Source organism: Nonomuraea sp. C10, from assembly GCF_008017515.1.
In the GTDB taxonomy this organism is placed as follows: domain Bacteria; phylum Actinomycetota; class Actinomycetes; order Streptosporangiales; family Streptosporangiaceae; genus Nonomuraea; species Nonomuraea ferruginea.
In genome coordinates this window covers 5,420,217-5,446,028 of sequence record NZ_VPFF01000001.1, presented here as the reverse complement: position 1 = coordinate 5,446,028, position 25,812 = coordinate 5,420,217, and the positions used below count along the sequence as shown (strand labels likewise).

Sequence of the window (25,812 nt, the reverse complement as noted above, 5' to 3'; positions counted from 1 at the left end):
ACGGGTCAGCCGACGCCCAGCAGGGCGTGGTGCGGCCGTCCGAGTCGGTGGGGGGGAGCCGTGCCGGTGACCGCACTCTACAGATCACTGTGTCAACGTCAATAGTTTGTAGCCCTTTCTAGCCCTCCTCGACCTCGATCGCGGCCCCCGGGCACACGGCCGCGGCCTCGCGCACCGCGGCGTGCCGCTCCTCGCCCGGCTCGGAGTCCAGCAGGACGACGATGCCGTCCTCGTCACGCTGGTCGAACACCTCCGGCGCGAGCAGCACGCACTGACCGGCGCCGCAGCAGCTGTCCTCGTCGACGACGACCTTCATGGGATTCCTCTCTCGATTCTCGGATCACCAGCGGACCGGGACCGTGCGCAGGCCGCCGACGGCCAGCCCTTCCACCCGCTCCAGCTCCGCCGCGGGCACGGCCAGCTCCAGCGACGGCAGCTTGCGCAGCAGCACCTCCAGCACGACTTGGAGCTCGGTGCGGGCCAGCGCCTGGCCCAGGCAGGAGTGCGCGCCGGCGCCGAACGCCAGGTGCGGGTTCGGCGTGCGGCCCAGGTCCATCTCACCGGCGGCGTCGAAGGCGCTCTCGTCGCGGTTGGCCGCCGCCATGCTGCACACCACGGTGGTGCCCTTCGGCAGGTGGACGCCGCTGACCTCGGTCTCGTCGCGCAGGTAGCGCGGCAGGCCGAAGCCGGAGTTGGCGTCCATCCGCAGCGTCTCCTCCACCGCGGTACGGATCAGCGACGGGTCGGCCAGCAGCCGCTCCCACCGCGTCCGGTCGTCCAGCAGCATGGCGACCATCTTGCCGATCATGTTGGCGGTGGTCTCGTGCCCGGCGACCAGCAGCCCCATCCCGGTGACCAGCACCTGGAGATCGGTCAGCCCGCCCTCCTCCGGGCCGCCCGCCGCGAGCAGCTCGCTCAGCACGTCGTCGCCCGGCTCGGCCCGCTTCGCCGCGAGATGGTCGGACATGTACTGGAAGAACTCGCCCTGGGCGGCGTCGATCTCGGCCTTGTCGTAACGGGTCAGGTTGAGCAGCGTGTCGGACCAGTACGCGAACCGCTCCCGGTCCTCCGCGGGCACGCCCAGGATGTCGCAGATCACGTACACCGGCAGCGGGAACCCCAGCGCGGCCCGCAGGTCGCCGGGCGCGCCGTGCTTCACCATGTCGTCGATGAGCTCCTCGGCCATCGCCGCCATCGACGGCCGCAGGGCGGCCATCCGCTTGGCGGTGAACCACCGGCCGACCAGGCGCCGCCAGTGCAGGTGCTCCTCGCCGCCGTCGGGGATGATCTGCGCCAGCTCGCTGTTGAACAGCCCGCCGTCGTCGGTCGCCGACAGCCGGGCCGCGTCGGGCGCGGTGAGCAGGCGGGTGAAGCGCGGGTCGGCGAGCACCTGCTTGACGTCCGCGTACCTGGTCAGCAACATCGCCTGGTCGCCGCTGGGCAGCTTCACGTGGGCCACCGGGCACTCGCCGCGCAGCTCGGCCCACTCGGCGGGCGGCTCCAGCGCCGCCTCGCTGGGTATCGGGTAGCTCAGGTCCTGCTTCATTCGTCATCTCCTCCGTACGGATGATTCATCAGGACGAGCCGGTCGTCAGGCGAGCGCGCGCTGCCTCAGCAGACGCGCCTGCTTGGCCATGTTCCAGCCGAGCACCCCCGTGACCCGCCCGCCCTCGCGGTAGAGGGCGGCGAAGCGGCGCTCCGACGGGTCGCCTTCGGCGACGCTCAGCTCGGCCTCCGGCGACGGCAGCCCGTGCGTCTGGATCTTGACGTCGTACTGGTCCGTCCAGAAGTACGGGATCGGCGCGTACGGGCGATCGGCGCCGAGCAGGTTGGCCGCGACGACCTGGGCCTGCTCGGTGGCGTTCGTCCGGTTCTCCAGCCGCAGCCTCCTGTGGAGCCCTTCGTGCCAGAAGGAGGTCACGTCGCCCACGGCGTAGACCCCGTCGGCGGCGCGGCAGCGCGCGTCGCACGCCACCCCGTCACCCAGCACCAGCCCACTGCCCTCCAGCCACCCGGTGGCCGGCCGGCACCCGACGGCCACCACGACCGCCTCGGCGGGCAGCACCTCCCCGGTCGTCAGCCGCACCCCCGTGACCCGCCCGCCTGCCCCCGCCGCCTCGCGGCCCGCAGGCCGCGAGCCCGCCGCCTCGGCGACGGCGGATCGGACGTCCGAGGGGCCGCCGGTCGCCGGATCGTCGCTCACGAAGCCGGAGACCTCGGCGCCGAGCCGCAGGCGGACGCCGCGTTCGGCGTGCAGCCGGATGAGCATGCCGCCGACCTCGGCGCCGACCTGCTCGCCCAGCAGGGTGTGCCCCATCCCGGCGAGAGTGACGTCCAGGCCCAGGCCGCGGGCGGTGGCGGCGACCTCGGCCCCCAGCACCCCCTCGCCCACGACCACCAGCCGAGGACCTTCCGCCAGGTGCGCACGCAGGGCGACGGCGTCGTCCATGCCACGCAGCACGTGCACACCCGAGAGCCCGTCCTGGCCGGGCAGCCGGGCGGGGGCCAGGCCGGTGGCGATCACCACGGCGTCCGCGCGATGCACACGCCCGGACCCGTCGGTGACGGCCCGAGCCTCCGCGTCGAACGCGACGGCGGGCTCGCCCAGGATCAGCTCGGCGTCCAGCGCTTCCAGCTTGGCCACGTCACGCAGCTGGGCCCGGGACGGCTCCCACTCGCCGGCCAGGACCTGCTTCGACAGCGGCGGCCGGTCGTAGGGGAGCCGGGCCTCGGCGTCCAGCAGCGTCAGCCGCCCCCCGTAGCCGAGCCGCCGCAGCGCCTCCGCCGTGCTCAGCCCGGCGGCCGACGCGCCGACGATCAGGATGCTCCGGGGGGTGGTCACGGGACACACGTCCGCATATGGCGATCCTTCCGCTCGTCCTGCTTCGACGTTACCCTACACGTGTAGGAAATCGTGCACCTTGTAAAGTGATGGGCGTGGCAATACCCCTGAGCAGCGCCTCCGGCGACCGGCGCGTGCGCCGAACCCAGGCCGCCCTCGCCCGTGCCCTGATCCAGCTCGTCGCGGAGCGCGACCTGCCCCGCGTCACCGTCGCCGACGTGGCCGTGCGCGCCGGAGTGAGCCGCTCGACCTTCTACGACCATTACCGGGATGTGGACGAGCTGGCCGAGGCCGCCTGCACCGCGATGATCGACACCCTGATTGAGTCCCTGCCCAGCCCGCACCCCGGCACGGCCGACCCCGGGCCGGAGGCGATCCGGTCACTGGAGGAGTTCTTCACCAGCCTCGCCGAGCACGCCGGCCTCTACCGCGCCCTGCTCGGCCCGCAGGGCAGCGCCCGCGTCTGCGACCACATCCGCCGCCGCATCATCACGGCCATCCAGAGGCACCTCCACCCGCCCGTGCCACCGGGTGAAGACCGCACTCAAGACCGCGCCGAGCCGCGCGCCGACGGCTGGGCCGACGACCGCGTGGACGTCGCCGCGGCCTTCACCGCCGGGGCGCTCCTCGGCGTGGCCACCGAGTGGCTCCAGCGCGGCTGCCACCGCACCCCCGCCGACATGGCCGCCCTGACCTGGCCGCTGGTCGGCGCCCTCCAGCCGCTCTACGTCCCGGAGCGCGCCGATCAGGTGGAGGGCCGGGCCCGCCACAGCAGGTAGACGAAGTACGGCGTGCCGATCAACGCCGTCACCAGTCCCGCCGGCACCTGCGCCGGCGCGATCACCGTACGGCCGAGCGTGTCGGCCAGGCTGACCAGCAGCGCGCCGAGCAGCGCGGCGACCGGCAGCACCCGGTTGTGGTGCGCCCCGACCAGGGCGCGCGCCGCGTGCGGGGCGACCAGCCCGACGAAGCCGACGACCCCCACCGCCGACACGGCCGTGGACGTGAGCAGCACCGCGCAGGCGAGCGCGGTCAGCCGCACCGGCTCCAGCGGCACGCCCAGGACCCGCGGCGTGTCCTCGTCCAGCGACAGCAGGTCGAGGTCCCGGCGCAGCCAGGCCAGCAGCGGCACCGTGACCACGAGCGCCAGCGCCACCGGGATGAGCTGCGCCGGCACGCGCCCGTACGTGGAGCCGGAAAGCCAGGTCAGCGCCTTGGCCGTGTTCCACGGGTCGGACAGCACGATGATCAGGACGATGATCGACGTGCACGCGTACTGCACGCCGACCCCGATCAGCACCAGCCGGTCCGAGCTCAGCCCGCCACGCCACGACAGCCCGTAGACCACGGTGAAGGCGATCAGCGCGCCCACGCCCGCCGCCGCCGACATCGTCCAGATCCCGGCCATCGGCACCACGGTGAGCAGCGTGATCGCGCCGACCCCCGCCCCGGCCGTCACGCCCAGCACCCCGGGCTCGGCCAGCGGGTTGCGGCACACGGCCTGCACCGCGGCCCCCGCCACGGCCAGCGCGACCCCGGCCAGCGCGGCGGCCGCGACCCGGGGCCACCGCTGGTCGAGCACGAACGTCAGCGCCCGCCCGCTGCGCCCCTGCAGCCAGTTGACCACGTCGCCGGTCAGCAGCCACCGGTCACCACCGAGCAGCCCCAGCACCAGCGCCCCCACCAGGAGCACCACACCGGTCGCGACCACGGCCAGGAAGGCCCCCCGCGACCGCGCCGCGCCCGTGCGCGCCTCCGGGGGACGGCGGGTCGGCCCCGCGTCACGGTAGCGACGCGCCAGCCAGATCATCACCGCCGCGCCGAACACGGTGGTCACCACGCCCGGCGGCACCTCCACCCCCGCCTGCGCGCCCAGCACGGCCCGCAGCGCGATGTCGGACCCCAGCACGACCAGCACGCCGACCAGCCCCGCCAGCGGCAGCATCGTCCGGCTCCTGTGCAGGCCGGGGATTGACCGGGGGAGCAGCCGCACGATCACCGGCGCGCACAGCCCGACGAACCCGATCGGCCCCGCGATCGTCACCGCCGCCGCCGCCAGCAGCACCGCCAGCATGGTCAGCCACAGGCGCAGCCGCGGCACGTTCACGCCGAGCACGGTGGCGGTGTCGTCGCCCAGGCCGAGGATGTCCAGCCGCGGCCCGGCCAGCACCGCCACGACCAGCCCCACCGCGATCACCGGCCCGAGCTGCGTGACCGCGACCAGGTCGGTCTGGACGAGCGAGCCGCTGCCCCACGCGAACAGCCCGGTCGTCTCCTGCTCGAACAGGATCATGAGCAGGTTCGTCAGCGAGCTGAACGCCAGCGCGGTGGCCGTCCCGGCCAGGATCAGCCGCGTCGTCCCCGTACGTCCGCCCGACGACAGCGCCAGCACCAGCGCGGCGGCGGCCAGGCCGCCGATCAGCGCCAGCGCGCCGGAGACCGGCACCGGCAGCGCCAGCCCGAGCACGCTGCCCGCGACGACCGCCAGGTAGGCGCCCGCGCTGACGGCCAGCGTGTCCGGCGAGGCCATCGCGTTGCGCGCGATCGCCTGCAGCAGCGCGCCCGCCACGCCCAGCGCGACGCCCACGCAGACCCCGGCCAGCAGCCGGGGCAGCCGCGAGGCCAGCAGCACCCGGGCCGCCTCGTCGCTGCCGCCGAACGGCAGCGCCAGCAGGTCGAGCGCGCCGACCGAGGAGGTGCCCTGCGTCACGTGCACGGCCGCCACCAGGACGACGGCCGCCAAGGTCAGGAGAAAGACCCCGGCGGTGCCCAGCCGCCGCAGCGGCGTGTCGGGCACCGACGGGGTCAGGACTTCGGTGCTCAACCGGTGAACGCCTTGACCAGCGCGTCGGCGTACTGCTGGGCGGAGAGCGGCCCGCCGAACGTCCAGATACCGTCGGGCATCCGGGTGACCTGCTGCTTCTCCACGAACGGCAGCGACTTCCAGATGGCGTTCTCGGCCAGCCCGTCGGCGAAGACGTCCTCGCCGTCGGAGGCGTTGTAGAAGAAGCGGGTGTCGGGGTCCTTCAGCACGGTCAGGCCCTCGACGTCGGTGGTGCCCAGGCCCCACTGCTTGTCGACCTCGCCCGTCCAGGCGTTCTCCAGCCCGAGCCGGCCGCCGATCTCGGACACCAGCGAGCCCTTGCCGAACAGGCGGATCGAGATCGAGCTGCCCTGCTTCCACCCGTCGGCCATCACGAACGGCTTGCCGGCGCCGCCCGCGGCCTCGATCTTCGCCTTGCCGCCGGCCAGCGCCGCGTCGAAGTCGCTCAGCAGCTTGGCGCCCTCGTCGCTCTTGCCGACCGCCGCCGCGATCATGGTGACGTCCTCGCGCATCCGCTCCAGGTTGCGCGTGGCGTCGCTGCCCTTGGCCACCAGCACCGGCACGAACTTCTCCAGCTGGGCGGCCAGCTCGACGTCGTCGGACTCCATGACCACCAGGTCGGGGTCGAGCGCGCTGATCGAGTCGACGCTGGGCTCCTGCCGCATGCCGACGTCCTGCACCGAGGGGTCGAGCTTGACGGCGGTGTTCCAGACGGCGAACCCCTTCACGTCGGCCGCGCCCACCGGCATGACGCCCAAACTGGCCAGGATCTCGGTCTCGGCCCACTCCAGGCTCACGACCCGGGTCGCCGGCTGGTCGAGCTTGACCTCCTTGCCCCGGCTGTCGGTCACGGTCACGGGGGCCGCCGACGGCTCCGCGCTCGCCGACGCCGCCTGCTCGGGTACGGGTGCTTCGGTCGTGCCGCAGGCGGCGAGAAGGGCGATGGCCGCGATGGCCGTCAGGGCACTGCGCATGGTGGTTCCTGTCATGTCGTTGCGATGACGCTCTTGCTGTGCCGGCCGATCGGCCGGGTGGTCACGGTCCCGCTCACCGGGTCGTGGCTGACCTCGATGCGGATCCCGTACGTGTCACTGAGCAGGTCCTCGGTGAGGACCTGCGCGGGCGGCCCGTCGGCGCGGACCCGCCCCTGATGGAGCAGGACGACGTGGTCGGCGATCTCGGCGGCCTGGTTGAGGTCGTGCAGCACGACCCCGATCGCCACGCCGTGCTCGTCGGCCAGGTCGCGCATCAGCTCCAGCAGCTCCACCTGATAGCGGAGGTCGAGGAACGTGGTGGGCTCGTCCAGCAGCAGGACGCCGGTGTCCTGCGCCAGGCAGGTGGCCAGCCAGACGCGCTGCAGCTCGCCGCCGGACAGCTCGTCGACCGGCCGCTCGGCCATCGCCGTCACGCCGGTCAGCTCCATCGCCCGCGTCACAGCGGCGGCCCCGTCAGGATCCGCCGCCTTCCAGCGCTTCCGGTACGGGTGCCGCCCGTACCCGACGACGTCCGACACCCGCACCCCGCCGGGCGTGGGCCGGCTCTGCGCCAGCAGCGTCACCCGGCAGGCGAAGTCGCGCGCCGACAGCCCCAGCGCGTCGGCGCCGTCGCCCAGCGTCACCGCGCCGCTGTCGGGCCGGTGCAGCCGGGCGAGCGCGCGCAGCAGCGTGGACTTGCCGCTGCCGTTCGGTCCCACCAGCGCGGTCACGTGGCCAGGCCGCAGGGCGATCCGGCCGTCGTGCACCACGGTGGCGCCGTGATAGCTGAGGCACAGCTCCGCCCCGCGGAGAGAGATCTCCTCGGTCATGGGGATAAGGTTAGGCTAACCTTGCTGATCGCGCCACAGGGGGGCGGTGAGAAGCGACACGGTGCCCGGCCGGGGGATGCCGCCGGGGTGTCGTCGCCTCGCCCGGGGGCAGTCGATCCGCACGCGAGCCGAGTGACGAGCCTCGCCGCGTCAAGAGTGTCCGATCCACTAGGGGGCAAGGCATGCGGGCGTACCTGCTGACGGGCTTCGGCGGCCCGGAGAAGCTCGAATACCGCGAGGACGTTCCGGACCCGGAGCCCGGCCCCGGCGAGGTGCGGCTGCGCGTCACCGCGGCTGGCGTGAACAACACCGACATCTGGACCCGCGAGGGCGCCTACGGCGACCTCGGCGCCGGCGACCCGGCGGCATGGCGCGGCGCCCTGGAGTTCCCGCGCGTCCAGGGCGCCGACCTGGTCGGCTGGATCGACCGGGTCGGCGCGGGCGTGCCCCCCGAGCGCGTCGGCGAACGGGTGATCGTCGACCCCGTCCTGTACACCGGCGGCGAGGCGGAGCTGGCCACGTCCGGCCTCCTGGGCAGCGAACGCGACGGCGGTTTCGCCGAGCTGGCGACCGTCCCGGCGGAGAACGCGATCCCCGTCGACACCACGCTCACCGACGCCGAGCTGGCGAGCTTCCCGACCGCCTACCAGACCGCCTACCGCATGGTCGAACGCGTCGCGCTCGCCCGCGACGAGACCGTCCTGATCACCGGCGCGTCCGGCGGTGTGGGCTCCGCGCTGGTCCAGCTCGCCAAGGCGCGGGGCGCCCGCGTCGTCGCCGTCGTCGGCCCCGGAAAACAGGAGCAGGCGCTGCGGACCGGCGCCGACGCCGTCCTGCTCCGCGACGACGTCCCCGCCGGGGAGTCGGTGGACGTCGTCGCAGATGTCGTGGGCGGCCCCGCCTTCCCCGCGCTCCTGGACGCCCTGCGCCCTCTCGGCCGCTACGTCACGGCGGGCGCCATCGCGGGCCCGCTCACCGAGCTGGATCTGCGCAAGCTCTACCTGAAGGAGCTGACCCTCGTCGGCTCCACCGTGAGCACGCACGAACAGTTCGCCGACCTCGTCCGCCAGATCGAGGCGGGCGCCTTGCGGCCGCTTCTGGCGGCCACCTATCCCCTGCGCGATCTGCCCCGCGCGCAGGCGGACTTCGTCGCGAAGAAGTTCTTCGGCAAGCTCGTCATCACCCCGCAGGAGTGACCAGCCGCGGGCACTCCCGCCAGGGGCCGGTGGGCGACGTCTCGCCGACCTCGCCCATCGGCCCGGCTGCCTACGCGAGACGCGTCACACCAGCCAGGAGCCGGTGCACGTGGCCGGGCTCCCACCGAGAATGGACGCCTTCGCGCACGCCTTGTAGAGGCGGCCGGCGATGGCCCGGTGCGCAGGGGAGTAGGTCGTGTTCTTGATCCCCTTGCCCTGGCTGTCCCACTTCCCCGTCTTGGGGTTGTAGACCTGCAGGATGATGCGGTGGCTGTCCGCGTCGGAGTCCTTGGGCGCGCGAGCCCAAAGATAGCTGTACGACCCCCACTTGCCCGAGCGAAGCTGGATCGTGAAGCTGCCCCCGTTGCCGATACGGACCGACTTCGTCTTCAGGTTCCCCACCTTCGTCGCGTACTTCGGCGCCGACGAGCTCCAGTAGCTCGCCGCCGACGCGGGCGTCGTGCTCAACAGGGTGACCCCCGCCACGGCCGCGGCCACGGTTATACGTGCCAGTCGCATGTTGCCCCTTCATGGTGTTCGACTCGCTGTCGTCGAAGACCCTAGAGACCGGCGGTATGGAGGCGGTATGTCCACGCGTACCGGCCCGGCCGGATCTTCGCGGCGGCCCGCACGACCACCTTCCGCCCTTCGTGGAGTGTGACGCCCGCCGCATCGGACAGACCGGCTCGGCTGCGCGACTTCACCAGTTGAGGGTGACGGGCCGCTCGCGTCGTACTCCTTGCAGCAGGTCTTTCAGCAGTACGGCCAACCCGCGTGGAAAGACCCGCTCCGTGGTCGAGTCGAGCTCGGCCACGGTCCACCACCGGTGCCCGAGCCCGTCATCTCTCGTTCCGGGAGCTTCCGCCCTTGAGACTCGGACGAAGAAGTACGTGTGGACGGTGTAGTAGCGGCTCCCCCGGATGGACCACTCTCCCGCGTTGACGGCCACCGGATCGCCCAGGTCTTGGGGCGTGAGGATAAAGCCGGTCTCTTCGTAAGCCTCTCGACAGGCCGCTTCCACCGCTGACTCGCCTGGTTCGATACCACCCCCGGGGAGGTGCCATGCGGGCTCACGGGGCCAAGGGTCGGGTGGGACAAAGCGGAACATCAGCGCGCGGTCGGCAGGGTCGGCGAGGATGACGCGTGCGGTAGGGCGATTCTTGATCATCTGTCCGAGGGTACCTATCAACTCCGTGAAGGTTTCCTGTCACGGCACTAGGCGCCCCTGGGCTCGAACGGTTCGGCGCAGGATGTTCACGCGTACGTGTCCGCACTCGGGGGGAGCGTCATGAAGAAGGCTCCGTTGATGGTCGCGCTCCTAGCCGTGTCGGCCTGCGGTGCGCAAGGTGTGCTCAGCCAGGCCGCCATCGACCAGGCCCTCGGCCAGGGCACTGCTCCGGAGCTGATCTACGTCGTGGATCTGCCCGGGTACGAGCTCCAGGAGCAGTCCGTCGGCGCGGTGGGTGAGGAAGGGTTCGGGGCCTTTTATGTCTCACCGGACGGCAGGCAGGTGCAACTGCGCGTCGACCGTGGCGCCTTCGACGACGCGGTCTGCCGCGAGCGGCCCGTCACCGACGCCGAGCCGGTCGATGCTCCTGTGCGGTGCGCGCGTGATGAGGTCGGCTGGTATCGGGAGGCAGTCGGGCGGCATGAGTACGTCGCCGTCAAGGGTGATGCCTTTGTCCTCCTGGCCGGGAAGGTCACCGACGTGAACCGGGAGACGCTGAAGACGGCGGTAGCCGGCGCCCGTCAGGCGGCCGTGACCACGTCGCCTTCACCATGGCGTAGTCCGGTTGAGCGCGGAGACCTGCCTACGACTGGGGACGGGGCTCCGAACAACGAGGTGGGCCCAGGCGGATGACCGTGTTTATGCCGGGCAGGTGAGAGGGCCGCAATGCCTGGAAGATTGAGAGCTTAGGACAGGGCGGGGGATCCGCGCAGACGGCCCGTCAACGGCGACCCAATCCGTCAATTGCCCAGAGCCGCTAGCGTAACCCGACAAGATCACCAAGCAACTCTACGTACTCAGGATGAAGAGTCCTCATATGGTGGCGTCCTGGTGAAGCGCTTGCTTTGGGCGGGCCCGGCGCCTAAAACACTCCACCTCGCCAAGGGAAAGTGAAGCAGGCGGGGAACCACGTGGGGCGGATGCACTGATCCGGATATGCCGTCACCTTCGGATTTACCGCTCAACGCCAAGGAATCTCTCCGACCAAGGCGATACGCATCCTGATGTGGACCCGTGCTTCCTCTATGAGAGCCTCGCGCGTGTGCTTGCTCTCGCCATAGCTGCGATTCCGGCCCTGGTGAACGGTGTCCCACTTGGTGCGGGCACTTTTCCTAGTGGACGCTCCTTGTTCGTTGCTACCGAATCCGCGCAGGATGGCATTCCAGACAGGTTGATAATTGACACGTAGGCCGTTCTCGCCAAGGTCGGCGTGGACATCAGGCATGCGCAAGAGTCGTGCGGCGAACTCCTCCAGACGAAGTCCACCACCTTCGATTGAGCGAGCGTGCCCACGGACCCGTGACCACAGTGGTGACTTGCCCCGCGTCGCGACACCGGTCGCGCTGTTGTGAGAGAGAGATTGCCCTACGTATACCGGAATGTCGTGGGGGACGAGTGGGGCGTACAGAGGTTCAGTGGTGTCGGTGTAGTAGATCGCGTAGAGACCTGAGCCTTCGAATCGGGGCAATTCGGGCGTCAGAGGTATCAACGACTGAGCCTCAAGCTCGCGGCAGATGACGGAGGTAACGCTGCTCGTGTCGAGCGGATCGTAGTACTTGGGGGTGTAGTCGGACACTCGTCAGACACTACCGCGCGAGACGGGCCTGCTGGGCGATCCCGTATCACGTTGCCTCCCTTCGGGTCTGTTGTAGCGTCGGGTATGGGCTGGAAGATCAAGATCACCCTTCTGATCAGCTTGTAGATCAATAACTCCGCGGTATGCTTTCTCTATGGTTGATCAGCGAGAAGATCCATCCCGAGACCGATCGGCGGTAGAGTTGTTCGCGGGTGGGGGTGGCCTGGCGATGGCCGTTCACCGCGCCGGCTTCCGGCCGTTGCTGTTCAACGAGTTCGCGAAGCGCGCGTGCGAGACCCTGTCGGCTAACGGTGCTCGACGGGTCCCGGAGGGAGAGGGTCCTTGGATTCCCCAGCCTGGTGATGCCTGGCCGCTGGTTGAGGGAGACGTGTGCGGGCTCGACTTTAGGTACCTCGACGGAAAAGTGGATATGCTCGCGGGCGGACCCCCGTGCCAGCCCTTTAGCCTAGGGGGAGTGGCCAGGGGCGATGAGGACGAGCGAAATATGTTTCCCCAGATGTTTCGCGCGATTCGGGAAATGAAACCCAAGGCTGTTATATGCGAAAATGTACGCGGGCTTCTACGTCCTTCGTTTAAGCCATATTTCGAGTACATCCTCCGCGAGATGGAGCTTCCCTTCGAGGAGCGTGATAGTGATGCGTCCTGGCAGCAACATGACGCTGTCCTCAAAGAGCGGATACTAGAGGAGGGAGGAGACCTCTCTCAACGTTATCGGGTCATCATGACCCCCGTTAATGCTGCTGACTATGGTGTTCCCCAGGTTAGGCAGCGAATCATCATCGTCGCCTTCCGCGCTGACCTTGAAGTCGACTTGAATAAGTTCAAGAAGCTCATTGAGCCGACCTATTCTGAAGCCGCTCTCGCTCGGTCTATGGTCGATGGCGACTATTGGGAGCGGCATGATGTTCCTGCCAAAATACGGAAAGAAGTGCTTAAACGCTTGCCTAGTGCGCTACCGCTGGCTGATGCTAAGCGCCCGTGGCGTACGCTTCGAGACGCTCTGGCCGGTATCGAGGGCATTGAGGGTTGTGAAAAACCTCTGCCGGCCGTCCCTTTCGAACTGCTTGACCGGCAGGAGCACTATCTGGGCGGCTTTACCGACCACATCGGCTGGCCGGACGCGAGGATCTATCCCGGACACACGCCTAATGAGTTGGATCGCCCTGCCAAGACTGTAAAGGCGGGTGTCCATGGAGTGCCTGGCGGCGAATCGGTCGTTCTGCTCGATGATGGAACTCATCGCTACATGACTGTCAGAGAGACCGCACGCGTCATGACCTTTCCCGACGATTGGAAGTTGCGAGGACCGCGGGGCGAGAAGATGCGGCAGCTAGGCAACGCGGTGCCAGTCGTTCTCGGGGAGGTTTTCGCGAAGGCGGTTGCGGAGGCGTTGGACGCGGCTGAGAATAAATCATGATGGGAGCGGTTTCAGGCTCGGGGCAGTGGAGAGACAAGCCACCGCCTGAACGAGCGTGGAAAGGACGCAAGGGGCGGAGTAGAGAAGTCGCCTCAGCTGAGCAAGACCGAGCAGCTGGCGGCCGCCAACGCCGTATGGTACATCTAGGAGATGGGCGTTACGCATGTGCGTCCATATATCTAAAACTTCTACCGAAGACCAGGCGTATACGCGCCTATCTCCGCTGGTCGGACAAAGGGCGATCTCCAACGCGATATATCGGTGAGGTGAATCATGGATCGCGGGAGGAGAATCTTGCTCAGGCGTGGCGGATGGCGTCAGAACAGGGTCTCGCCGGTGAAAGAATAGTGTCGAAGGAGAACGCCCGAGAAACTGAGTCGTGGGCCTCCTCTCCTGCGGTCCGTGCCGTGATGCGCGGCAATAAAGGGCGTGACACTCGTCCGGAACTTGCGCTTCGTTCAGCTATCCATGCACTTGGCCTGAGGTATCGTGTTGGCATTCGTCCGCTACCTTTCGTACGAAGAACTGCGGATCTTGTATTCACTCGCGATAAGGTCGCGGTCTTCCTCGACGGTTGTTATTGGCATGGGTGTGACCAGCACTATCGACCGGCCCAGAGGAATCCGGAGTTTTGGACAGCTAAGATCAAGGCGAATCAGAACAGAGACCGTGAAACTGATCGCCTTCTACGGGAGGCCGGCTGGGAGAGTGTCCGTGTGTGGGAGCACGAACCTCCCGATGCTGCTGCTGCTCAAATCGCCGCGCTGCTCAAGCAGAAACGAGCAAGAGCGTGATATCAGAGGATGTCCTCAGATAGCAGGACTCTGAGACGAGATAGAATATAATAGTCATCGCGCAAAGGTTAGTTGGCGCTGCCAGCCTGAGGGCACTACATGTGAGAGCTAGTTATGGCAAGAGTTAAAGAGTTCTTCAGGACACAACAAAGCGCACGAGTACATCCAACCGAGGTAGAGTGTGGCTACCAGCCAGTCCATTCCGAGTACGGAATACTGCTCCAGTTAAGCACTTATGGGTCAGATGCAAGACAGTCTGAAAAAAAGGTCAGTCAGACCATTCAACTAGACCGTCAGCAAGCAGCGAAGCTCGCTGAGATCATCGCGGAGATATTTCCCGATCCATAATTTTAACTACATCGACTCTAGTGCGAGCGCTCTTCTGTGGAATTACGCTAGTCTTTCAGCGTAGCTATGTCGATAGCCTGATCTAAGGGATCCAAGAGAGTCAGAATGGGATCTATTCTTTCCCATTCTCGCATGGGCTCTGTCATCAGTCGAGCCCGGTTAACCTTTATGTGTGACGCTCGATTGCGGGCGTCACTCAGATCATCTAATCGATCCAGTAACTCTTGATCGATGTCGGTCTCTTTAAGTCCAAGAGGTATGAGAAGTTTTTGTAGATCACCACTGTCGATGCCGTGGCTTTTGCGAGATAATTGACCATACGCCTCCTCGACTCTCTCGAGGTAATCGTGATCACGAATAATCTCTGCACGAGATAGGGGAACAGTTCCCGTCATCTTTCGCAAGGTGTACCAGATGACGATGGCGTGGCCTGATCTTGTGGGCTGACCTCGCTTTAGTCTCCGCAACCCTTGCGCCGCCGCACTTCTGCATCGTTCTTCTACAAAGTGCTCGATCGCTGCGCTACTGAGCAGAATAAAGCTAAGTGCCATCGTGTGATCTTGGCGTGTGTATGCACTGTAGTGCTTGCCTTCCGCTATGAGGTCTTGCCTCAGGTCTGAAACAGCCTGACATAAGCTGGTTAGCTCAGGTGATGCCACGGCGGACTAGTCACCTCTAAGCCGGAGAAGATTGGATGCTCGCTGTATGATTGCGAGCTCTATATCAAGAATCTTCTGCACTTCTCCTCCGTAACGGAGAATGCGGCCTGCCGTTGCCTCCTCGGTTTTGGTAGTAGATTTGATGCTATCTTGGAATCGCTGATCCTCTGCACACAGTTTTTCGAACGCCTGTCGTAGTGTGGCAGCATGTTCGCTAACGTCCTCATCGCTAATCTCAGCCGATGAAAATATAGCGCACATGAGATCAAACACGGCGACATTAAATCGGCGGATGTACTCCGATGATTTTTCCGTTTGCTCATAGCGATAGAATGAGTTACTACCGAATACGGCGAAGGTGCGCTCGATAGCTTTTTCGCAAATATTGGCGAGCGCTTGGTAATGTTCAGCTTGGGAAGACCAGTTCTGATTGCCACGCTCGCATGTTTCGTCGAGAAACTGTCGAAGGTTTCCTGTGTAGTCTTCGAGGTGGTCCTGGAAGGCCACGGCTCGGAGTAGCATCTCTGCATCGCGCATCCGAAAATCAGGCGCCTTTAGTCGGCGAGCACGTCTGATCTGTGAGCTAGCCGCAGATCGATTATTTATCCAAACTGTGAAATCGCCAGGAAATAGAGCCTGTCGTAGTTCTTGGGGTGATAGTGGCACGCTGTATTGGTTTAGTCTGACGAAGATTTGGTAGAGGACAGCTGGCTTGCCCCAACTGCGTACGACTATAGTTCTCACTGGCTGGGCGAGGAAATTGTCGAGCCACTCTTGACCGTCCTCAGATTTTTGTATTCTGGCGAAAGATTTCCCTTTGAACTGAGTGAGGAATTGTAGCTTGCTTAGGGATAGTGCTTTAAAATGCTCGTTCGGTGCGGCGAACTGCTTCATTGTTACGAGGCGTTGTTTACCGTCGAGTACAATGAAACGACCCTTATGAGTTCGATCCTCTGCGAGGACGATTTGCGGCACGGGCAAGCCGAGCATGAGTGATTCGATGTAGAGGCTCTTTCGGGTGCCATTCCATGCATCTCGTCGCTGGAAAGCAGGATTTATATCGAAAGTCGTCCCTATTTTCTCCAGAAGGGACTGAACGCTCCAGTCGAGTGTATAGGTCACCACGTCCGCGACGTCTGCTGCGGTCAAGACGTCTTCGCCGAGTTCGTCTTCGTTGATGTCTTCAGCCAGTTCGTCTAGCGACTCTTCGCTCTCGCCGTGCTGGTCCATTGTGTCCTTTATGTCGCTTATATGCACTTTTGGTGCCGAGGGGTGTATGGGAAGTTTAATACCAGACAAAGTTAGTCTGTCATGGCTGCGTGCTCAAGTGATGGCACCCTCCTCCGCACCTAGTGAGCTGGTGGTGAGTCTCGTGGTCACCACTTGGGTTGCTTTCCGTAACTCGGTGGTGACTTCGGGCCGGACTGCAGGTGTGCTCAAGGAGTGGCAGACAGCAGATTGGCACCGCTGGAGCTGACCGCGCACGAACAGACGACCTTGCAGGGCTGGGCGTCACGACGGTCGACAGCACAAGGGCTGGCGTTACGGGCGCGGATCGTGCTGGAGTGTGCGCGGGGCGGATCCAACCTCGCCGTCGCGGCGCGCCTGGGAATCGCTCGTGGCACGGTGACCAAGTGGCGGGCCCGGTTCCTGGCCGCCCGCCTGGACGGACTGAGCGATGAGCCCCGGCCCGGGGTGCCCCGCACCATCACCGACGCCCAGGTCGAGCAAGTGGTAGTGATGACGCTGGAGAACGCCCCGAAGGGCGAGACACACTGGTCCAAACGGCAACTGGCCGCACGGATCGGCATCTCGCCGAACAGCGTCGCCAGGATCTGGAAGGCCTTCGGGCTACAACCCTGGAAGACCGAAACATTCAAGATCTCGCCTGACCCGCTCCTGATCGACAAGATCCGCGATGTCGTCGGCCTCTACCTGGCTCCGCCGGCCAACGCGGTGGTGTTCAGCGTGGACGAGAAACCCCAGATCCAAGCCTTGCAGCGCAGCGCTCCCGTGCTGCCGATGATGACCGGCGTGCCCGAGCGGCGCAGCTTCGACTACGTCCGGCACGGCACCGTCGACCTCTTCGCGGCCCTCGACATCGCCACCGGCAAAGTGGTGGGCAAGGTCACCGCCCGCACACCGCCGACGACTTCCGGGACTTCCTGGCCGACCTCGACGCCATCGTCCCCACCGGCCTGGACGTCCACGTCATCTGCGACAACCTCTCAGCTCACAAGGCACCGGCGGTGCAGCGGTGGATCGTCGCTCATCCCCGCTTCACCCTGCACTTCACTCCCACCTACTCGGCCTGGCTCAATCAGGTGGAGCGGTGGTTCGCCGAGCTTCAGCGCCGCTGCCTGGAGCGCGGGGAGTTCTGCTCGGTCGAGCAGCTCACCACCGCGCTGCAGGACTGGATCGCCGTATGGAATGACAACGCCCGGCCGTTCGTCTGGAAGAAGACCGCCGATCAGATCATCGACCGCATCTGCCACTACTGCTCACGTATTTCTGGACCAGCTCACTAGGCGGCTGTGTGCGGGAGTGGCTTGGGGTGAAGTGGTGGTGGTCCTATCATCCCTTTCGCGTGCCTCGTAAGCTCGCCTCCCCCGTAAGGATTGAATTCCACCTCCGCTCCGCTACACGTTGAGACCAGGGCCCTGCGTACGCGACTCGTGGGGGAGTGGTTTGGTACGTACGGCGGATCACGTACATGCCACCGGACGCGAGCAACTCGTACACGATCGTGCGGCACGAGCAGGTGTAGCCCAGCACCCGCGACCGATACGGCCGCTCAGCCGTCCAGTCGAGCGACATCGCCGGAGTGCCAATGCGTCCCGGCGGATGCGGAGCGAGTTGCGGGCAGTCCCAGTCGTCCGGGCCGATCATGACGACTCACCCAGCAGAACCCAGACGACCTTCCCGCCCGTCCTCGGCCACCGGTACCCCCAACTGGTGGCCACGGCGTCGACCACGCACAGGCCCCGACCACCGAAAGCCTCCTCCTCGGGGCAGCGGAGTCTCGGGGGGCGGCGGCTGCAGTCCCACACCTCCAGGACGACGCCGGCGTCCGCCTGGTGGAGTCCGACCCGCACGCGCCGATAGGACCCGGCGAGCGTCCCGTATACCGCGACCTCGTCCTCGCTGGGATCGGATGCCTTGATGCCGTTCGTCACCAGCTCGCTGATCACGAGCTCGGCGTCATCGATGAGGGTGCCGCGGCCCCACTCCGTCAGCACGCGCGCCACATGTCTCCGTGCGAGGGACACCGAGAGCGGGTGGACCGGCAGTTCGGTGTAGTTGCGCCAGGCCGCCGGCGAAGCGACGCTCATGCCCACCTCCCATGACAGACAGTGCGTCTTGTACGCCTGTGTGGAGTCCAAGCATGCGGATTCGACGGGGCCTATAGGGCTTTCACCTGGTGAAACATGGGCGACAGAAAAAGACACGAGAAACGATATTGCGAGTCGTCGGCTTGTAGCTATACCGTCACGTTCGGTGATATTCGTCGGTTGGGAGGGAGCGGAGTGGACGGCGACATCAGCGGCCCCATGTCTCCTCGGGCCCGTTTCGCCCGGGAGTTGGAGAGGCACCGCGAAGCAGTCGGTCTGTCGCAGATAGCCCTGAGCGTTCGAATGTGCTGCCATACATCCCTCATCAGCCACATCGAAAGGGGGCGACGGGCGCCTACTCGCGACTTCGCGGAGAGACTTGATCAGACATTTCAGGCCGACGGGCATTTCGTGGGCCTCTTTGAGCAGATATCCCGCTCGCCCGACCTTGGCTGGTTCGCCCGCTGGGTGGAGGAGATCGAGCCGCAGGCGGTAATCCTGCAGTCCTGGGATCCGCTGGTGATCCCAGGCTGCTTGCAGACTCCCGAATACGCTCGCGCCCTCATCTCCTCGACCTGTCCCGCGGAGCAGGTTGAGGAACGGGTGCTCGCTCGTACGCGACGAGTGCACTTGTTCGACAGGCCCAACGCTCCCATCTACCTGGCACTGGTCGACGAGAACGTCCTTCACCGGCCACTCGGCAGCGTGGCGATCCTGGCGGATCAGCTCGGCCATCTTCTGAAACTGTCCCAGCATCCGCGCATCACCGTCCAGGTCGTGCCGGTGGCGGCCGGGTGCGTGGTCGGCCTGCTGAGTGCTTTCTCGCTGGCCCGTTTGCGCGGCGGCGCCGAGATCGTATCGACGGACTCGTGGCTGTCCGGGCATGTCACCGGTGACTATGATGCGGTCGCGCAGCTCAAGGTGAGATATGAAACAATCCGAGCGGACGCATACTCACAATCCATGTCACAACGGGCGATTGAAGAGGCGGCGGCTAAATGGGCGAACTCAATCTAGAAGCGGCGGAGTGGCGCAAAGCCGCGGCAAGCGCCGACGTTGGACAGTGCGTTGAAGTGGCGACCAACCTTCCCGGTGTCGTCGCCGTACGCGACAGCAAGAACCCCCACGGCCCCGCGCTGATCTTCACGCCAGGCGAGTGGAAGGCGTTCGTGGGCGGTGTCCAGGACGGCGAGTTCGACCTGGCCTGACGTACGTCGGCTTCGGACGCTCGACTGGGACCACTCCCGGAGGGGTACGCATGGCAGCCTGCTACCGGATGTCCGGTCGGGCTGCCGGTGCGTCGAGGGCGCACTCAGCGGATGCTTCACCTTCGGTCCAGTCCACGGTCCGTCGAGACATCAGTGTCACCTCTGCCTGCTTGGATCGCGTGATCGCCCACGGACGAAGGGATAGGCGTCATGGCGGAGCTCATCAAGCACGTGGTGGTGGATATCAGAAGCGCTTGGAATGGGCCCATGGTGGTCGACCCCACCGTCCTCGCCGGCGAGGATCATGCTCCTTGGGATGAGGAGTGGTCGCCGTCCGGCTTAGATGGCTGGGCGCGAGTGGGACGCAATGCGGTGGTCTTCGACAAGCACACGGACATAGACGCTTGCATCCGGCTCGAACTGTGGACTGACGAACCTTCCATGACGCAACCGATGTGGGATCGCATGTGGGTCGGCGAGATCTACCTTCGGTCGGGGCAGCTCCAGATCCACGATTTTTATGAGGCATGGTCAAGGGGGGACGTGTTCGACCTGGGGCAGCGAGACGCTACCTGGGCCGTACGGATCCAGCACAGGAGACTGGAAAACGATCAGGAGCCGGACTTTCCGCGCGACATTTACCAGGTGGATATCTTCAAGCTGCAGTTCTGGATGCTTGAGTCCCTTCTCACCTGACTGCGGCGTCACAGGCCGATGTTGGCCTTGTCGCCCATGTACGACCCCGCCCCCGGCCATCCGGCTTGGGCCAACTCGACGAACCGGGAGCCGAACCCCAGCCCCGGCAGCTCGACCAGCGGCACGAAACGCACGCCCCGGATCCGGTTGGTGTCGACACCCTCGGTGACGACCCCCAGGGTGCCGCCCACACGGGTGACCTCGAACGTCATGTGGATGACGTGGAGGCCGCCGCCCGGAAAGTTGTCGCACACGTACAGCAGCCGGCCCGCCTCCACGTCCAGCCCGGTCTCCTCGCGCATCTCCCGTACCAGCGCGTCGGCCAGCGGTTCGCCCGCCTCGACCCGCCCGCCGGGCAGTGTCCAGGAACGGGTGTCGGTGTCCTGATCCAGCAGGAGGATCCGGTCGTCCTCGACGAGGATGCCGGTGACGCGCACGATGATCATCTCGATGCCCGCCTGCCGACCAGCAGCAGCAATCCGACGGCGGCCAGGATGCCGACGGCGATGGCAGGCACGAGCGCCCCGAAGCCCAGCCCGGCCGCCACCAGGCCGAACAGCGGCGGCCCGAGCAGTGACCCGAGGCTGCCCGCCTGGGCGACCACGCCGTTGCCGACGTCCGCGTGGTCGAGGCGCTCCAGCACCAGCGGCAGGGCGGCGAAGCCGAGGGCGCCCAGGAAGCCGTTCTCGATGGAGACGATCGCCGCGCCCGCCAGCGCGGCTGACGCCGAGCCGTGGTCGCCGAACAGGAGCCAGGCGGCCGGGAGGGTGAGCAACCCGGTCATGGCCAGGACGCCGACCGGGATGCCCCGGCGGAGCAGCACGCCCACGGCCAGCCCGCCGATCGCGCTGAGCACGGAGATCACCGAGGTCAGGGCGCCCGCGGCGGCGGCCGAGTAGCCCTGCTGCTCGATGAGGAGCGTGGGCAGGAGGACGATCACCGGGAGGGTCACCAGGATGGCCAGGCAGAAGGCCGCGGCGAGCACCAGCGGCCACCACAGCGCCCCGGCCCGGGGGCGCGGGCCGGCCGTCTGCCGTCCGGGCCCTCGCGGCAGGCGCGCCCAGAGGACCAGCGCCATCGCCAGCGTCAGACCGGCGACCAGCGCGATCCAGCCGCGCCAGCCCAGAGCGGAAGCCAGCGCGCCACCCGCGAGCGTGCTCGCCCCGAGGCCCATCGGGACGAACGTGGCCCAGATCGACAGGGCCGTGCCCCGGTCACGTCCGGTGGCCAGGCGGACGACCAGGGCGGGGCAGGTGATGATGATCAGGAGATACCCGATGCCCTCGGCGACCCGGGCGGTCAGCAACCAGCCGAAATCGGGCGCGGCCACGCTCGCCGCGCTCGCCGCCGCGGTCAGGGCGAGGCCCGCGACCAGTGACCGCTCCGCGCCGATGCGGCGTACGAGGTAGCCGGCGGGCAGACCGGCGGCGGCGCCGACGCCGACGACGGCCGAGATCACCCAGCCCAGCTGCGACAGCGACAGCCCGAGCTCGGCCGCCACCTCCGGCCCGACCGGGGAGAACTTGCCGAAGCTCATCGCCGCGACGACCCCGCCGAGGTAGATGACGGCGATCGTCAGCCACGGGGTGCGTCGTGCGGACTCCCCGGCCGGCTCGGACGTGTCCGGCATCGAGGGAGAGTCCATCGGGCTCCTTTTGCGTCGTCGCGGGCACGTCTCCAGGCTCGATCATGGCTCTGCCGGTTGCCCGGTTCAACCCGTTTGTTCCGTTCGGGCTCCGCTTGGATCTCCATCGCACGGAGGTGTGGGCGTCACCGGGTTTGTCCGTACGGTTTCGTCGCTTTTGCGGCAGGGCGCAGAGGCCCTTTCCATCGCCATTCTCCAGGGGCACGATGGAGGGCGTCTTGACCGTTGATCATCACGACGAAACGGAGGACCTGTGAAGATCGCGCGACGTCTCTTAACCGCCGTGTCCGCGCTCGCCCTCGTCATGACCTCGCCCGGCGTCGCGGGCCCCGCTCACGCCGAGCAGGCCGAGCCCGTCCAGGTCAAGCCCCTGTCCGTACGGAGCGTCGCGCCGATGGGCGCCGAGGCCGCGGCGCTGACGGCGAAGGCCCGCGGCGGCCAGGCCAGGTCGGCGCTGGCGGCCCGCCCGGACCGGCCCGCCAGGACGCAGGCCGCGCGGTCCTTCTACGAGCTCCAGCTCAACCTGTGCAACAGCGGCAAGGCGGGCTGCTACGCCGGCGGCCAGTCGATCTACGAGGGCGGCGACCTGATCTACTACCTCGCCCCCGACCTGGTGACGCTGAACGAGATCTGCTCCGTCGACCTGCCCAACTACCTCCAGCCGTCGCTCGCCGAGGCCTGGCCGAACGACTGGACCTACTCCGTCTTCTACCCGGCGCTCGACAAGCCGACGGGCAACCCGATCACCTGCACGAACGGCGGCACCTACGGCAACGCCGTCCTCGGCCGGGTCCCCGCCGCCCTGTGGCAGGGAGCCAACGGCTGGGTCGGCGAGTACACGACCCAGGACAGCGGCAACGAGGTGCGCACCTTCGCCTGCGCCTACGCGGTGGGCGACCACCTGTCCTGCGCCACCCACCTGAGCGCGAACAGCGAGCCGATCGCGCTGACCCAGTGCAAGGCCCTGATGTTCGACGCCGTGCCCTACATCAGGTCGCAGGAGGGCATCTCCGGCAAGACGGTCGTCGGCGGTGACTTCAACCTGGAGTACGACACCTCCGACCCGGAGAACGCGCAGAACTGCGTACCCAGCGGCAACACCCGCAAGGGCGACAGGGACGTGCAGCACGTCATCTTCAGCAACGACTTCACCTTCGTCAGCCGGAGCCTGTACGGGCTGACCTACACCGACCACGACGGCATGCTGATCCGCCTGACCAAGCCGTGACTCCGTTCCGGGTCTGACGGCGAATCCCAGGTGTGTCCTCCGAATGCCCGGCTGCTGTCCTGTCTGTGATCGGAGCGAGAGCGTTATTTTTTTCGCGACGGCCGTTGCTCATCGCAGGAAAATTCAGCGCGAAATCGCAAGGCGGGAGAGGGAAGATGAGAAAAGCGATCTGGGCTGCCGCGATCGCCCTGACGGCCGGTCTTCTGGCTGGTGGGGCGCCCTCGGCGGCGACGGCGGCCTCGCCGACGGACAACGGGGTTCACAACACCAGCACGATCGCCGTCGGCGCCGTCCAGACCTGGATAACGAACGCCTGTGTTTATCGGCAGGGTTGTTACGACGCCCTGATTCCGGCCGGGCGGTATTCGGGCTGGCGGTACACGGCCGCCGTCTACTTCGGGGACAACTACTGCCTGAGAGTCCGCGCCTGGCAAGCGGGAGGTGGTCTGGGGCCCGTGACGATCACCGGCGAGGGGCCCGCGTACTTCGTGTTCAACAGCGTCCACCCCGGCTTCGACGTGCGGGCGGTGCCGATCAACCACGCCGACTGCCACAGTGCGGCGGCGACCTCCAGCGGCGACGCGGGAGAGGTCGTCCAGGCCGGGCAGTGACATAACCGGGTGCGGGACCAGACGTCCGCGTCTGCTGCGAGATCATCACCGGCCGTGGCCGGGTGGCGAGCATGGACCGCCGCCTGGCCATGTGCTGGTGATTCCGCGCGCCCACGTGGCCGGGACGCGTGCACTGCACGACGGTGGCCCCGCCGTGGCTCGAGTTCGTCTGGCAGTACCGCCCGGGAGTCCTCGACGGAGAGGGCCGCAGGCGTCGCCGAAACTTTCTGCCTCGTTCTTGACAATTTTCGGCGGGATATCCAGACTGATTGCCCCAAGTGATCTCTCCTATCGGCGCGGTCATCGCCGGTCTACGAGGAAGAGAAGATGCCTGACAGCGACAGAGGGACAGACCCGCCGGCCCCCGCAGACTCAGATGCTCCGATCTCGAGGATTAATCGCCATATTCCTCATCCGGCTCGGATCTATGACTACCTGCTCGGCGGCAAGGACAACTTCGACGCCGATCGCAAAGCCGCCGAGGCGCTCATTGAGTTGTCGCCGGGCACCCGCGAGGGCGTGCGCGCGCATCGTGCCTTCCTGGGCCGGGCGGTGCGGTATCTGGCGGACGAGGCCGGCATCACCCAGTTCCTGGACATCGGCACCGGGATCCCCACCCAGGACAACACCCACACGATCGCCCAGCGGGCCGTGCCCGCGGCCCGCGTGGCCTATGTGGACAATGACCCGATCGTTCTGGTGCACGGTCGGGCTCTGCTGACCGGTGACCCCGCGGGCATGACCGACATGATCGAGGCGGACCTGCGGCAGCCGGAGAAGATCTTGGACGATCCCACGATCCGGCGCGTGATCGACTTCACCCGTCCCGTGGCCGTCATCCTGGCCGGGGTCATGCACTTCATCACCGACCAGGAAGATCCGTACGGGCTGGTCGAGCAGTTCAAGGCCGCGGTGCCCGGCGGCAGTCACCTGCTGCTGTCGCACATCACGCTCGACTTCGCCGACCAGGTGCGCCGCGAGGACTTCACCAAACCCTACGACAACAGCTCCGCCCCCATGGTGCCGCGCAGCCACGACGAGACGCTGCGGTTCTTCGCGGGCTGGGACCTGGTGGATCCGGGCCTCGTCGAGGTGGTGACGTGGCGGCCGGATCCCGTCGACGACCGGGAACCGATTCCCGGCGGCCATGCCTGGGCCTACGGCGGTGTCGCGATCAAGCCCTGAGGCGCCGAGAGCCAGATCCGGCCAGACCCGTCACAGCCCGAGCCGTTCCCCCCAGCCGGTGAGCGGCAGCCTGCCCAGCTCAGGCCGCTGTGATCAGCCTCCTTGCGCACGCTGAAGCGCACGGGCCCTGACATCAACGGGTGTTCCGGCATGGACGCGTTCGTTGGCTGGATCGGCTCGGGCGGCCTGAGAAGCTGTGACCCATTTCGCTCCTGACGGCCGAGCCGCATCACCTCGTAAACGCCTCTCGACGTTGCCCCGATCCTGGCGTACCGTGAGGAAAATTCTCAATAGGAGGGGCCGTGGTATACGAATTCTCGCTTCCGCCGGAGAAATACGGATACGACGGGTATACGCGGGAGGCGTACCAGAAACGCACGGACGAAAAAATCGAGGCCCACTACAACATCGCCACGTTCTCTTTCGTGCCGAGGCCGGGAGTCACCCCGACCACCGCGGACCCCGGTCGCACGATCAGCAGCACGGGGATCGGCGTATACAGAACGGTGGGAACTTACGTTCAGCACGACGTCAGGGTCAACGAAAGCCACTCCGAATACCAGTTCATCAGACACAGCCTGCCGTCGGTCGACGACGGGGTGTTCCCCGCCCAGTGGGTCCTGTCCTGGGTCTACACCGAGCGTCCGGCCTGCCCGGACGCGTTCTGGGGGAACAGGTACGTGGCACCGGGATGCAAGACGATGATCCAGCAGATGGAGGATCTGCAGCGCCAGCGGAGATGGGACGGAGAGACCAAAGAAGGCTACGCGCTGCGCGATGACCTGCGGGTCGAGATATTCTCCACGTTCACCGAGGGCTTTTCCGAGATCAACAGGGCGGTGGCTTTCAACCCGATCTGGCAGGACGTCCGTGACGATCTGGCCGAGAGGCTCGAGAAGCTCTATGAGGCCGACTATGACGCCGCCCACGACACCGAGGAGTTCGACCAGGAGTGGTATGACGCCATTCCCCGGCTGGCCCGTGAGCACGCGGAGAGAAGCCTGCCGTTGTTGGGTGACTATTTCCTCACGAAGAAGGACGGTGCGACCTTCCGAAAGGCCCTGAACGAAGCGGCGGCCCGGATCGTGTCCGAGTTCCACGAGAGCGACTCGGACGACACGATGGAAACCTGACGTGCCGCGGCACCCGCGCATGCGGCGGGCGTGACCTCAGCATCGTCGGTCCAGGACCGGTACAC

At 66.6% G+C, this 25,812-nt stretch carries 26 protein-coding genes and 1 pseudogene; 13 read left to right on the top strand and 14 right to left on the bottom strand.

Annotated elements, in window-relative coordinates; translation table 11 throughout:
• Nucleotides 1-118: 118 nt before the first annotated feature.
• Genes FR742_RS24970 through FR742_RS24960 form a run of 3 tightly spaced genes read right to left on the bottom strand, consistent with a single transcriptional unit; the run spans nucleotide 119 to nucleotide 2,842 of the window.
• Complete coding sequence (locus tag FR742_RS24970) at nucleotides 119-316, bottom strand: ferredoxin (protein ID WP_148033191.1); 198 nt, start codon at nucleotides 314-316, stop codon at nucleotides 119-121.
• Nucleotides 317-340: 24 nt separating this feature from the next.
• Complete coding sequence (locus tag FR742_RS24965) at nucleotides 341-1,546, bottom strand: cytochrome P450 (RefSeq protein WP_148033190.1); 1,206 nt, start codon at nucleotides 1,544-1,546, stop codon at nucleotides 341-343.
• Between the two features lie 45 nt (nucleotides 1,547-1,591).
• Nucleotides 1,592-2,842: an NAD(P)/FAD-dependent oxidoreductase gene (locus FR742_RS24960; protein ID WP_148033189.1), complete on the bottom strand. Its 1,251-nt coding sequence runs from the start codon at nucleotides 2,840-2,842 to the stop codon at nucleotides 1,592-1,594.
• Nucleotides 2,843-2,937: 95 nt separating this feature from the next.
• On the opposite strand from FR742_RS24960, the gene FR742_RS24955 reads away from it, so the two are divergent.
• Nucleotides 2,938-3,621: a TetR/AcrR family transcriptional regulator gene (locus tag FR742_RS24955; protein WP_261808726.1), complete on the top strand. Its 684-nt coding sequence runs from the start codon at nucleotides 2,938-2,940 to the stop codon at nucleotides 3,619-3,621.
• Here FR742_RS24955 and FR742_RS24950 read toward each other — a convergent pair.
• Genes FR742_RS24950 through FR742_RS24940 form a run of 3 tightly spaced genes read right to left on the bottom strand, consistent with a single transcriptional unit; the run spans nucleotide 3,588 to nucleotide 7,470 of the window.
• Nucleotides 3,588-5,666 (bottom strand): iron ABC transporter permease, encoded by a 2,079-nt coding sequence (locus FR742_RS24950; protein WP_148033187.1) that lies wholly within the window; start codon nucleotides 5,664-5,666, stop codon nucleotides 3,588-3,590. The genes FR742_RS24955 and FR742_RS24950 overlap by 34 nt on opposite strands.
• Nucleotides 5,663-6,640 carry an iron-siderophore ABC transporter substrate-binding protein gene (locus tag FR742_RS24945; RefSeq protein WP_148033186.1) on the bottom strand — a complete coding sequence of 326 codons (978 nt, stop codon included), beginning with the start codon at nucleotides 6,638-6,640 and terminating at the stop codon, nucleotides 5,663-5,665. Before FR742_RS24945 ends, FR742_RS24950 begins: the two co-directional genes overlap by 4 nt.
• Nucleotides 6,641-6,651: 11 nt before the next feature.
• The gene (locus tag FR742_RS24940) at nucleotides 6,652-7,470 is read right to left on the bottom strand and encodes an ABC transporter ATP-binding protein (protein WP_148033185.1); all 819 of its coding nucleotides are present in this window, start codon (nucleotides 7,468-7,470) and stop codon (nucleotides 6,652-6,654) included.
• A 182-nt stretch (nucleotides 7,471-7,652) separates the two neighbouring features.
• Between FR742_RS24940 and FR742_RS24935 the strand changes: the two genes are divergently transcribed.
• The gene (locus tag FR742_RS24935) at nucleotides 7,653-8,666 is read left to right on the top strand and encodes a zinc-binding dehydrogenase (protein ID WP_148033184.1); all 1,014 of its coding nucleotides are present in this window, start codon (nucleotides 7,653-7,655) and stop codon (nucleotides 8,664-8,666) included.
• 84 nt (nucleotides 8,667-8,750) lie between these two features.
• Here the strand turns inward: FR742_RS24935 and FR742_RS24930 are convergent, their stop codons facing one another.
• Together FR742_RS24930 and FR742_RS24925 are read right to left on the bottom strand one after the other, a co-directional pair.
• Entirely contained in the window at nucleotides 8,751-9,185 is a 435-nt protein-coding gene (locus tag FR742_RS24930) for a hypothetical protein (RefSeq protein ID WP_148033183.1), read from the bottom strand.
• Between the two features lie 181 nt (nucleotides 9,186-9,366).
• Nucleotides 9,367-9,834 carry an NUDIX hydrolase gene (locus tag FR742_RS24925; protein WP_148033182.1) on the bottom strand — a complete coding sequence of 156 codons (468 nt, stop codon included), beginning with the start codon at nucleotides 9,832-9,834 and terminating at the stop codon, nucleotides 9,367-9,369.
• 120 nt (nucleotides 9,835-9,954) lie between these two features.
• On the opposite strand from FR742_RS24925, the gene FR742_RS24920 reads away from it, so the two are divergent.
• A complete protein-coding gene (locus tag FR742_RS24920; protein WP_148033181.1) occupies nucleotides 9,955-10,527 on the top strand; it encodes a hypothetical protein in 573 nt (190 codons plus the stop codon).
• Between the two features lie 328 nt (nucleotides 10,528-10,855).
• Here FR742_RS24920 and FR742_RS24915 read toward each other — a convergent pair whose 3' ends face one another.
• On the bottom strand, nucleotides 10,856-11,470 hold the full coding sequence (locus FR742_RS24915; protein WP_148033180.1) for an Eco29kI family restriction endonuclease: 615 nt from the start codon (nucleotides 11,468-11,470) through the stop codon (nucleotides 10,856-10,858).
• Between the two features lie 154 nt (nucleotides 11,471-11,624).
• Between FR742_RS24915 and FR742_RS24910 the strand changes: the two genes are divergently transcribed.
• Entirely contained in the window at nucleotides 11,625-12,908 is a 1,284-nt protein-coding gene (locus FR742_RS24910; RefSeq protein ID WP_148033179.1) for a DNA cytosine methyltransferase, read from the top strand.
• Entirely contained in the window at nucleotides 12,905-13,702 is a 798-nt protein-coding gene (locus tag FR742_RS46415) for a very short patch repair endonuclease (RefSeq protein WP_315970628.1), read from the top strand. Before FR742_RS24910 ends, FR742_RS46415 begins: the two co-directional genes overlap by 4 nt.
• Before the next feature lie 395 nt (nucleotides 13,703-14,097).
• Here FR742_RS46415 and FR742_RS24895 read toward each other — a convergent pair whose 3' ends face one another.
• Nucleotides 14,098-14,709 (bottom strand): hypothetical protein, encoded by a 612-nt coding sequence (locus tag FR742_RS24895; protein WP_148033177.1) that lies wholly within the window; start codon nucleotides 14,707-14,709, stop codon nucleotides 14,098-14,100.
• 6 nt (nucleotides 14,710-14,715) lie between these two features.
• Nucleotides 14,716-15,939, bottom strand: a complete 1,224-nt coding sequence (locus FR742_RS24890) for a DUF262 domain-containing protein (RefSeq protein WP_148033176.1) — start codon at nucleotides 15,937-15,939, stop codon at nucleotides 14,716-14,718.
• A gap of 213 nt (nucleotides 15,940-16,152) precedes the next feature.
• Here FR742_RS24890 and FR742_RS24885 point away from each other — a divergent pair.
• Nucleotides 16,153-17,237 (top strand): annotated as a pseudogene (locus FR742_RS24885) (IS630 family transposase).
• 357 nt (nucleotides 17,238-17,594) lie between these two features.
• On the opposite strand, the gene FR742_RS24880 reads toward FR742_RS24885, so the two are convergent.
• Entirely contained in the window at nucleotides 17,595-18,041 is a 447-nt protein-coding gene (locus tag FR742_RS24880; RefSeq protein ID WP_148033175.1) for an ATP-binding protein, read from the bottom strand.
• Nucleotides 18,042-18,236: 195 nt separating this feature from the next.
• On the opposite strand from FR742_RS24880, the gene FR742_RS24875 reads away from it, so the two are divergent.
• From FR742_RS24875 to FR742_RS24865, 3 genes are all read left to right on the top strand, one after another.
• The gene (locus tag FR742_RS24875) at nucleotides 18,237-19,058 is read left to right on the top strand and encodes a helix-turn-helix transcriptional regulator (protein ID WP_187281292.1); all 822 of its coding nucleotides are present in this window, start codon (nucleotides 18,237-18,239) and stop codon (nucleotides 19,056-19,058) included.
• Entirely contained in the window at nucleotides 19,040-19,249 is a 210-nt protein-coding gene (locus tag FR742_RS24870) for a DUF397 domain-containing protein (protein ID WP_148033173.1), read from the top strand. The genes FR742_RS24875 and FR742_RS24870 overlap by 19 nt, the downstream gene beginning before the upstream one ends.
• 210 nt (nucleotides 19,250-19,459) lie before the next feature.
• The gene (locus FR742_RS24865) at nucleotides 19,460-19,945 is read left to right on the top strand and encodes a hypothetical protein (protein WP_148033172.1); all 486 of its coding nucleotides are present in this window, start codon (nucleotides 19,460-19,462) and stop codon (nucleotides 19,943-19,945) included.
• Between the two features lie 8 nt (nucleotides 19,946-19,953).
• On the opposite strand, the gene FR742_RS24860 is transcribed toward FR742_RS24865, so the two are convergent.
• A complete protein-coding gene (locus FR742_RS24860) occupies nucleotides 19,954-20,391 on the bottom strand; it encodes an NUDIX domain-containing protein (RefSeq protein WP_148033171.1) in 438 nt (145 codons plus the stop codon).
• A complete protein-coding gene (locus FR742_RS24855; RefSeq protein WP_148033170.1) occupies nucleotides 20,388-21,590 on the bottom strand; it encodes a CynX/NimT family MFS transporter in 1,203 nt (400 codons plus the stop codon). Before FR742_RS24855 ends, FR742_RS24860 begins: the two co-directional genes overlap by 4 nt.
• A gap of 253 nt (nucleotides 21,591-21,843) precedes the next feature.
• Here FR742_RS24855 and FR742_RS24850 point away from each other — a divergent pair, with 253 nt between their 5' ends.
• The 4 genes from FR742_RS24850 to FR742_RS24835 all read left to right on the top strand — a co-directional run bounded on the left by FR742_RS24850 (nucleotide 21,844) and on the right by FR742_RS24835 (nucleotide 25,747).
• The gene (locus FR742_RS24850; protein ID WP_222709048.1) at nucleotides 21,844-22,818 is read left to right on the top strand and encodes an endonuclease/exonuclease/phosphatase family protein; all 975 of its coding nucleotides are present in this window, start codon (nucleotides 21,844-21,846) and stop codon (nucleotides 22,816-22,818) included.
• Nucleotides 22,819-22,973: 155 nt separating this feature from the next.
• On the top strand, nucleotides 22,974-23,429 hold the full coding sequence (locus tag FR742_RS24845) for a hypothetical protein (RefSeq protein WP_148033168.1): 456 nt from the start codon (nucleotides 22,974-22,976) through the stop codon (nucleotides 23,427-23,429).
• 327 nt (nucleotides 23,430-23,756) lie between these two features.
• Nucleotides 23,757-24,614 (top strand): SAM-dependent methyltransferase, encoded by an 858-nt coding sequence (locus tag FR742_RS24840; RefSeq protein ID WP_148033167.1) that lies wholly within the window; start codon nucleotides 23,757-23,759, stop codon nucleotides 24,612-24,614.
• 302 nt (nucleotides 24,615-24,916) lie between these two features.
• A complete protein-coding gene (locus FR742_RS24835; protein WP_148033166.1) occupies nucleotides 24,917-25,747 on the top strand; it encodes a hypothetical protein in 831 nt (276 codons plus the stop codon).
• The last annotated feature ends 65 nt before the right edge of the window (nucleotides 25,748-25,812 follow it).

Excerpts from the sequence above, each read along its gene's own strand:
- FR742_RS24845 (WP_148033168.1), top strand. The coding sequence starts at position 22,974 with ATGAGAAAAGCGATCTGGGCTGCCGCGATCGCCCTGACGGCCGGTCTT.
- FR742_RS24860 (WP_148033171.1), bottom strand. The coding sequence starts at position 20,391 with ATGATCATCGTGCGCGTCACCGGCATCCTCGTCGAGGACGACCGGATC.
- FR742_RS24970 (WP_148033191.1), bottom strand. The coding sequence starts at position 316 with ATGAAGGTCGTCGTCGACGAGGACAGCTGCTGCGGCGCCGGTCAGTGC.
- FR742_RS24910 (WP_148033179.1), top strand. The coding sequence starts at position 11,625 with ATGGTTGATCAGCGAGAAGATCCATCCCGAGACCGATCGGCGGTAGAG.
- FR742_RS24930 (WP_148033183.1), bottom strand. The coding sequence starts at position 9,185 with ATGCGACTGGCACGTATAACCGTGGCCGCGGCCGTGGCGGGGGTCACC.
- FR742_RS46415 (WP_315970628.1), top strand. The coding sequence starts at position 12,905 with ATGATGGGAGCGGTTTCAGGCTCGGGGCAGTGGAGAGACAAGCCACCG.
- FR742_RS24890 (WP_148033176.1), bottom strand. The coding sequence starts at position 15,939 with ATGGACCAGCACGGCGAGAGCGAAGAGTCGCTAGACGAACTGGCTGAA.
- FR742_RS24840 (WP_148033167.1), top strand. The coding sequence starts at position 23,757 with ATGCCTGACAGCGACAGAGGGACAGACCCGCCGGCCCCCGCAGACTCA.
- FR742_RS24865 (WP_148033172.1), top strand. The coding sequence starts at position 19,460 with ATGGCGGAGCTCATCAAGCACGTGGTGGTGGATATCAGAAGCGCTTGG.
- FR742_RS24855 (WP_148033170.1), bottom strand. The coding sequence starts at position 21,590 with ATGGACTCTCCCTCGATGCCGGACACGTCCGAGCCGGCCGGGGAGTCC.
- FR742_RS24870 (WP_148033173.1), top strand. The coding sequence starts at position 19,040 with ATGGGCGAACTCAATCTAGAAGCGGCGGAGTGGCGCAAAGCCGCGGCA.
- FR742_RS24945 (WP_148033186.1), bottom strand. The coding sequence starts at position 6,640 with ATGCGCAGTGCCCTGACGGCCATCGCGGCCATCGCCCTTCTCGCCGCC.
- FR742_RS24920 (WP_148033181.1), top strand. The coding sequence starts at position 9,955 with ATGAAGAAGGCTCCGTTGATGGTCGCGCTCCTAGCCGTGTCGGCCTGC.
- FR742_RS24925 (WP_148033182.1), bottom strand. The coding sequence starts at position 9,834 with ATGATCAAGAATCGCCCTACCGCACGCGTCATCCTCGCCGACCCTGCC.
- FR742_RS24935 (WP_148033184.1), top strand. The coding sequence starts at position 7,653 with ATGCGGGCGTACCTGCTGACGGGCTTCGGCGGCCCGGAGAAGCTCGAA.
- FR742_RS24880 (WP_148033175.1), bottom strand. The coding sequence starts at position 18,041 with ATGAGCGTCGCTTCGCCGGCGGCCTGGCGCAACTACACCGAACTGCCG.
- FR742_RS24940 (WP_148033185.1), bottom strand. The coding sequence starts at position 7,470 with ATGACCGAGGAGATCTCTCTCCGCGGGGCGGAGCTGTGCCTCAGCTAT.
- FR742_RS24965 (WP_148033190.1), bottom strand. The coding sequence starts at position 1,546 with ATGAAGCAGGACCTGAGCTACCCGATACCCAGCGAGGCGGCGCTGGAG.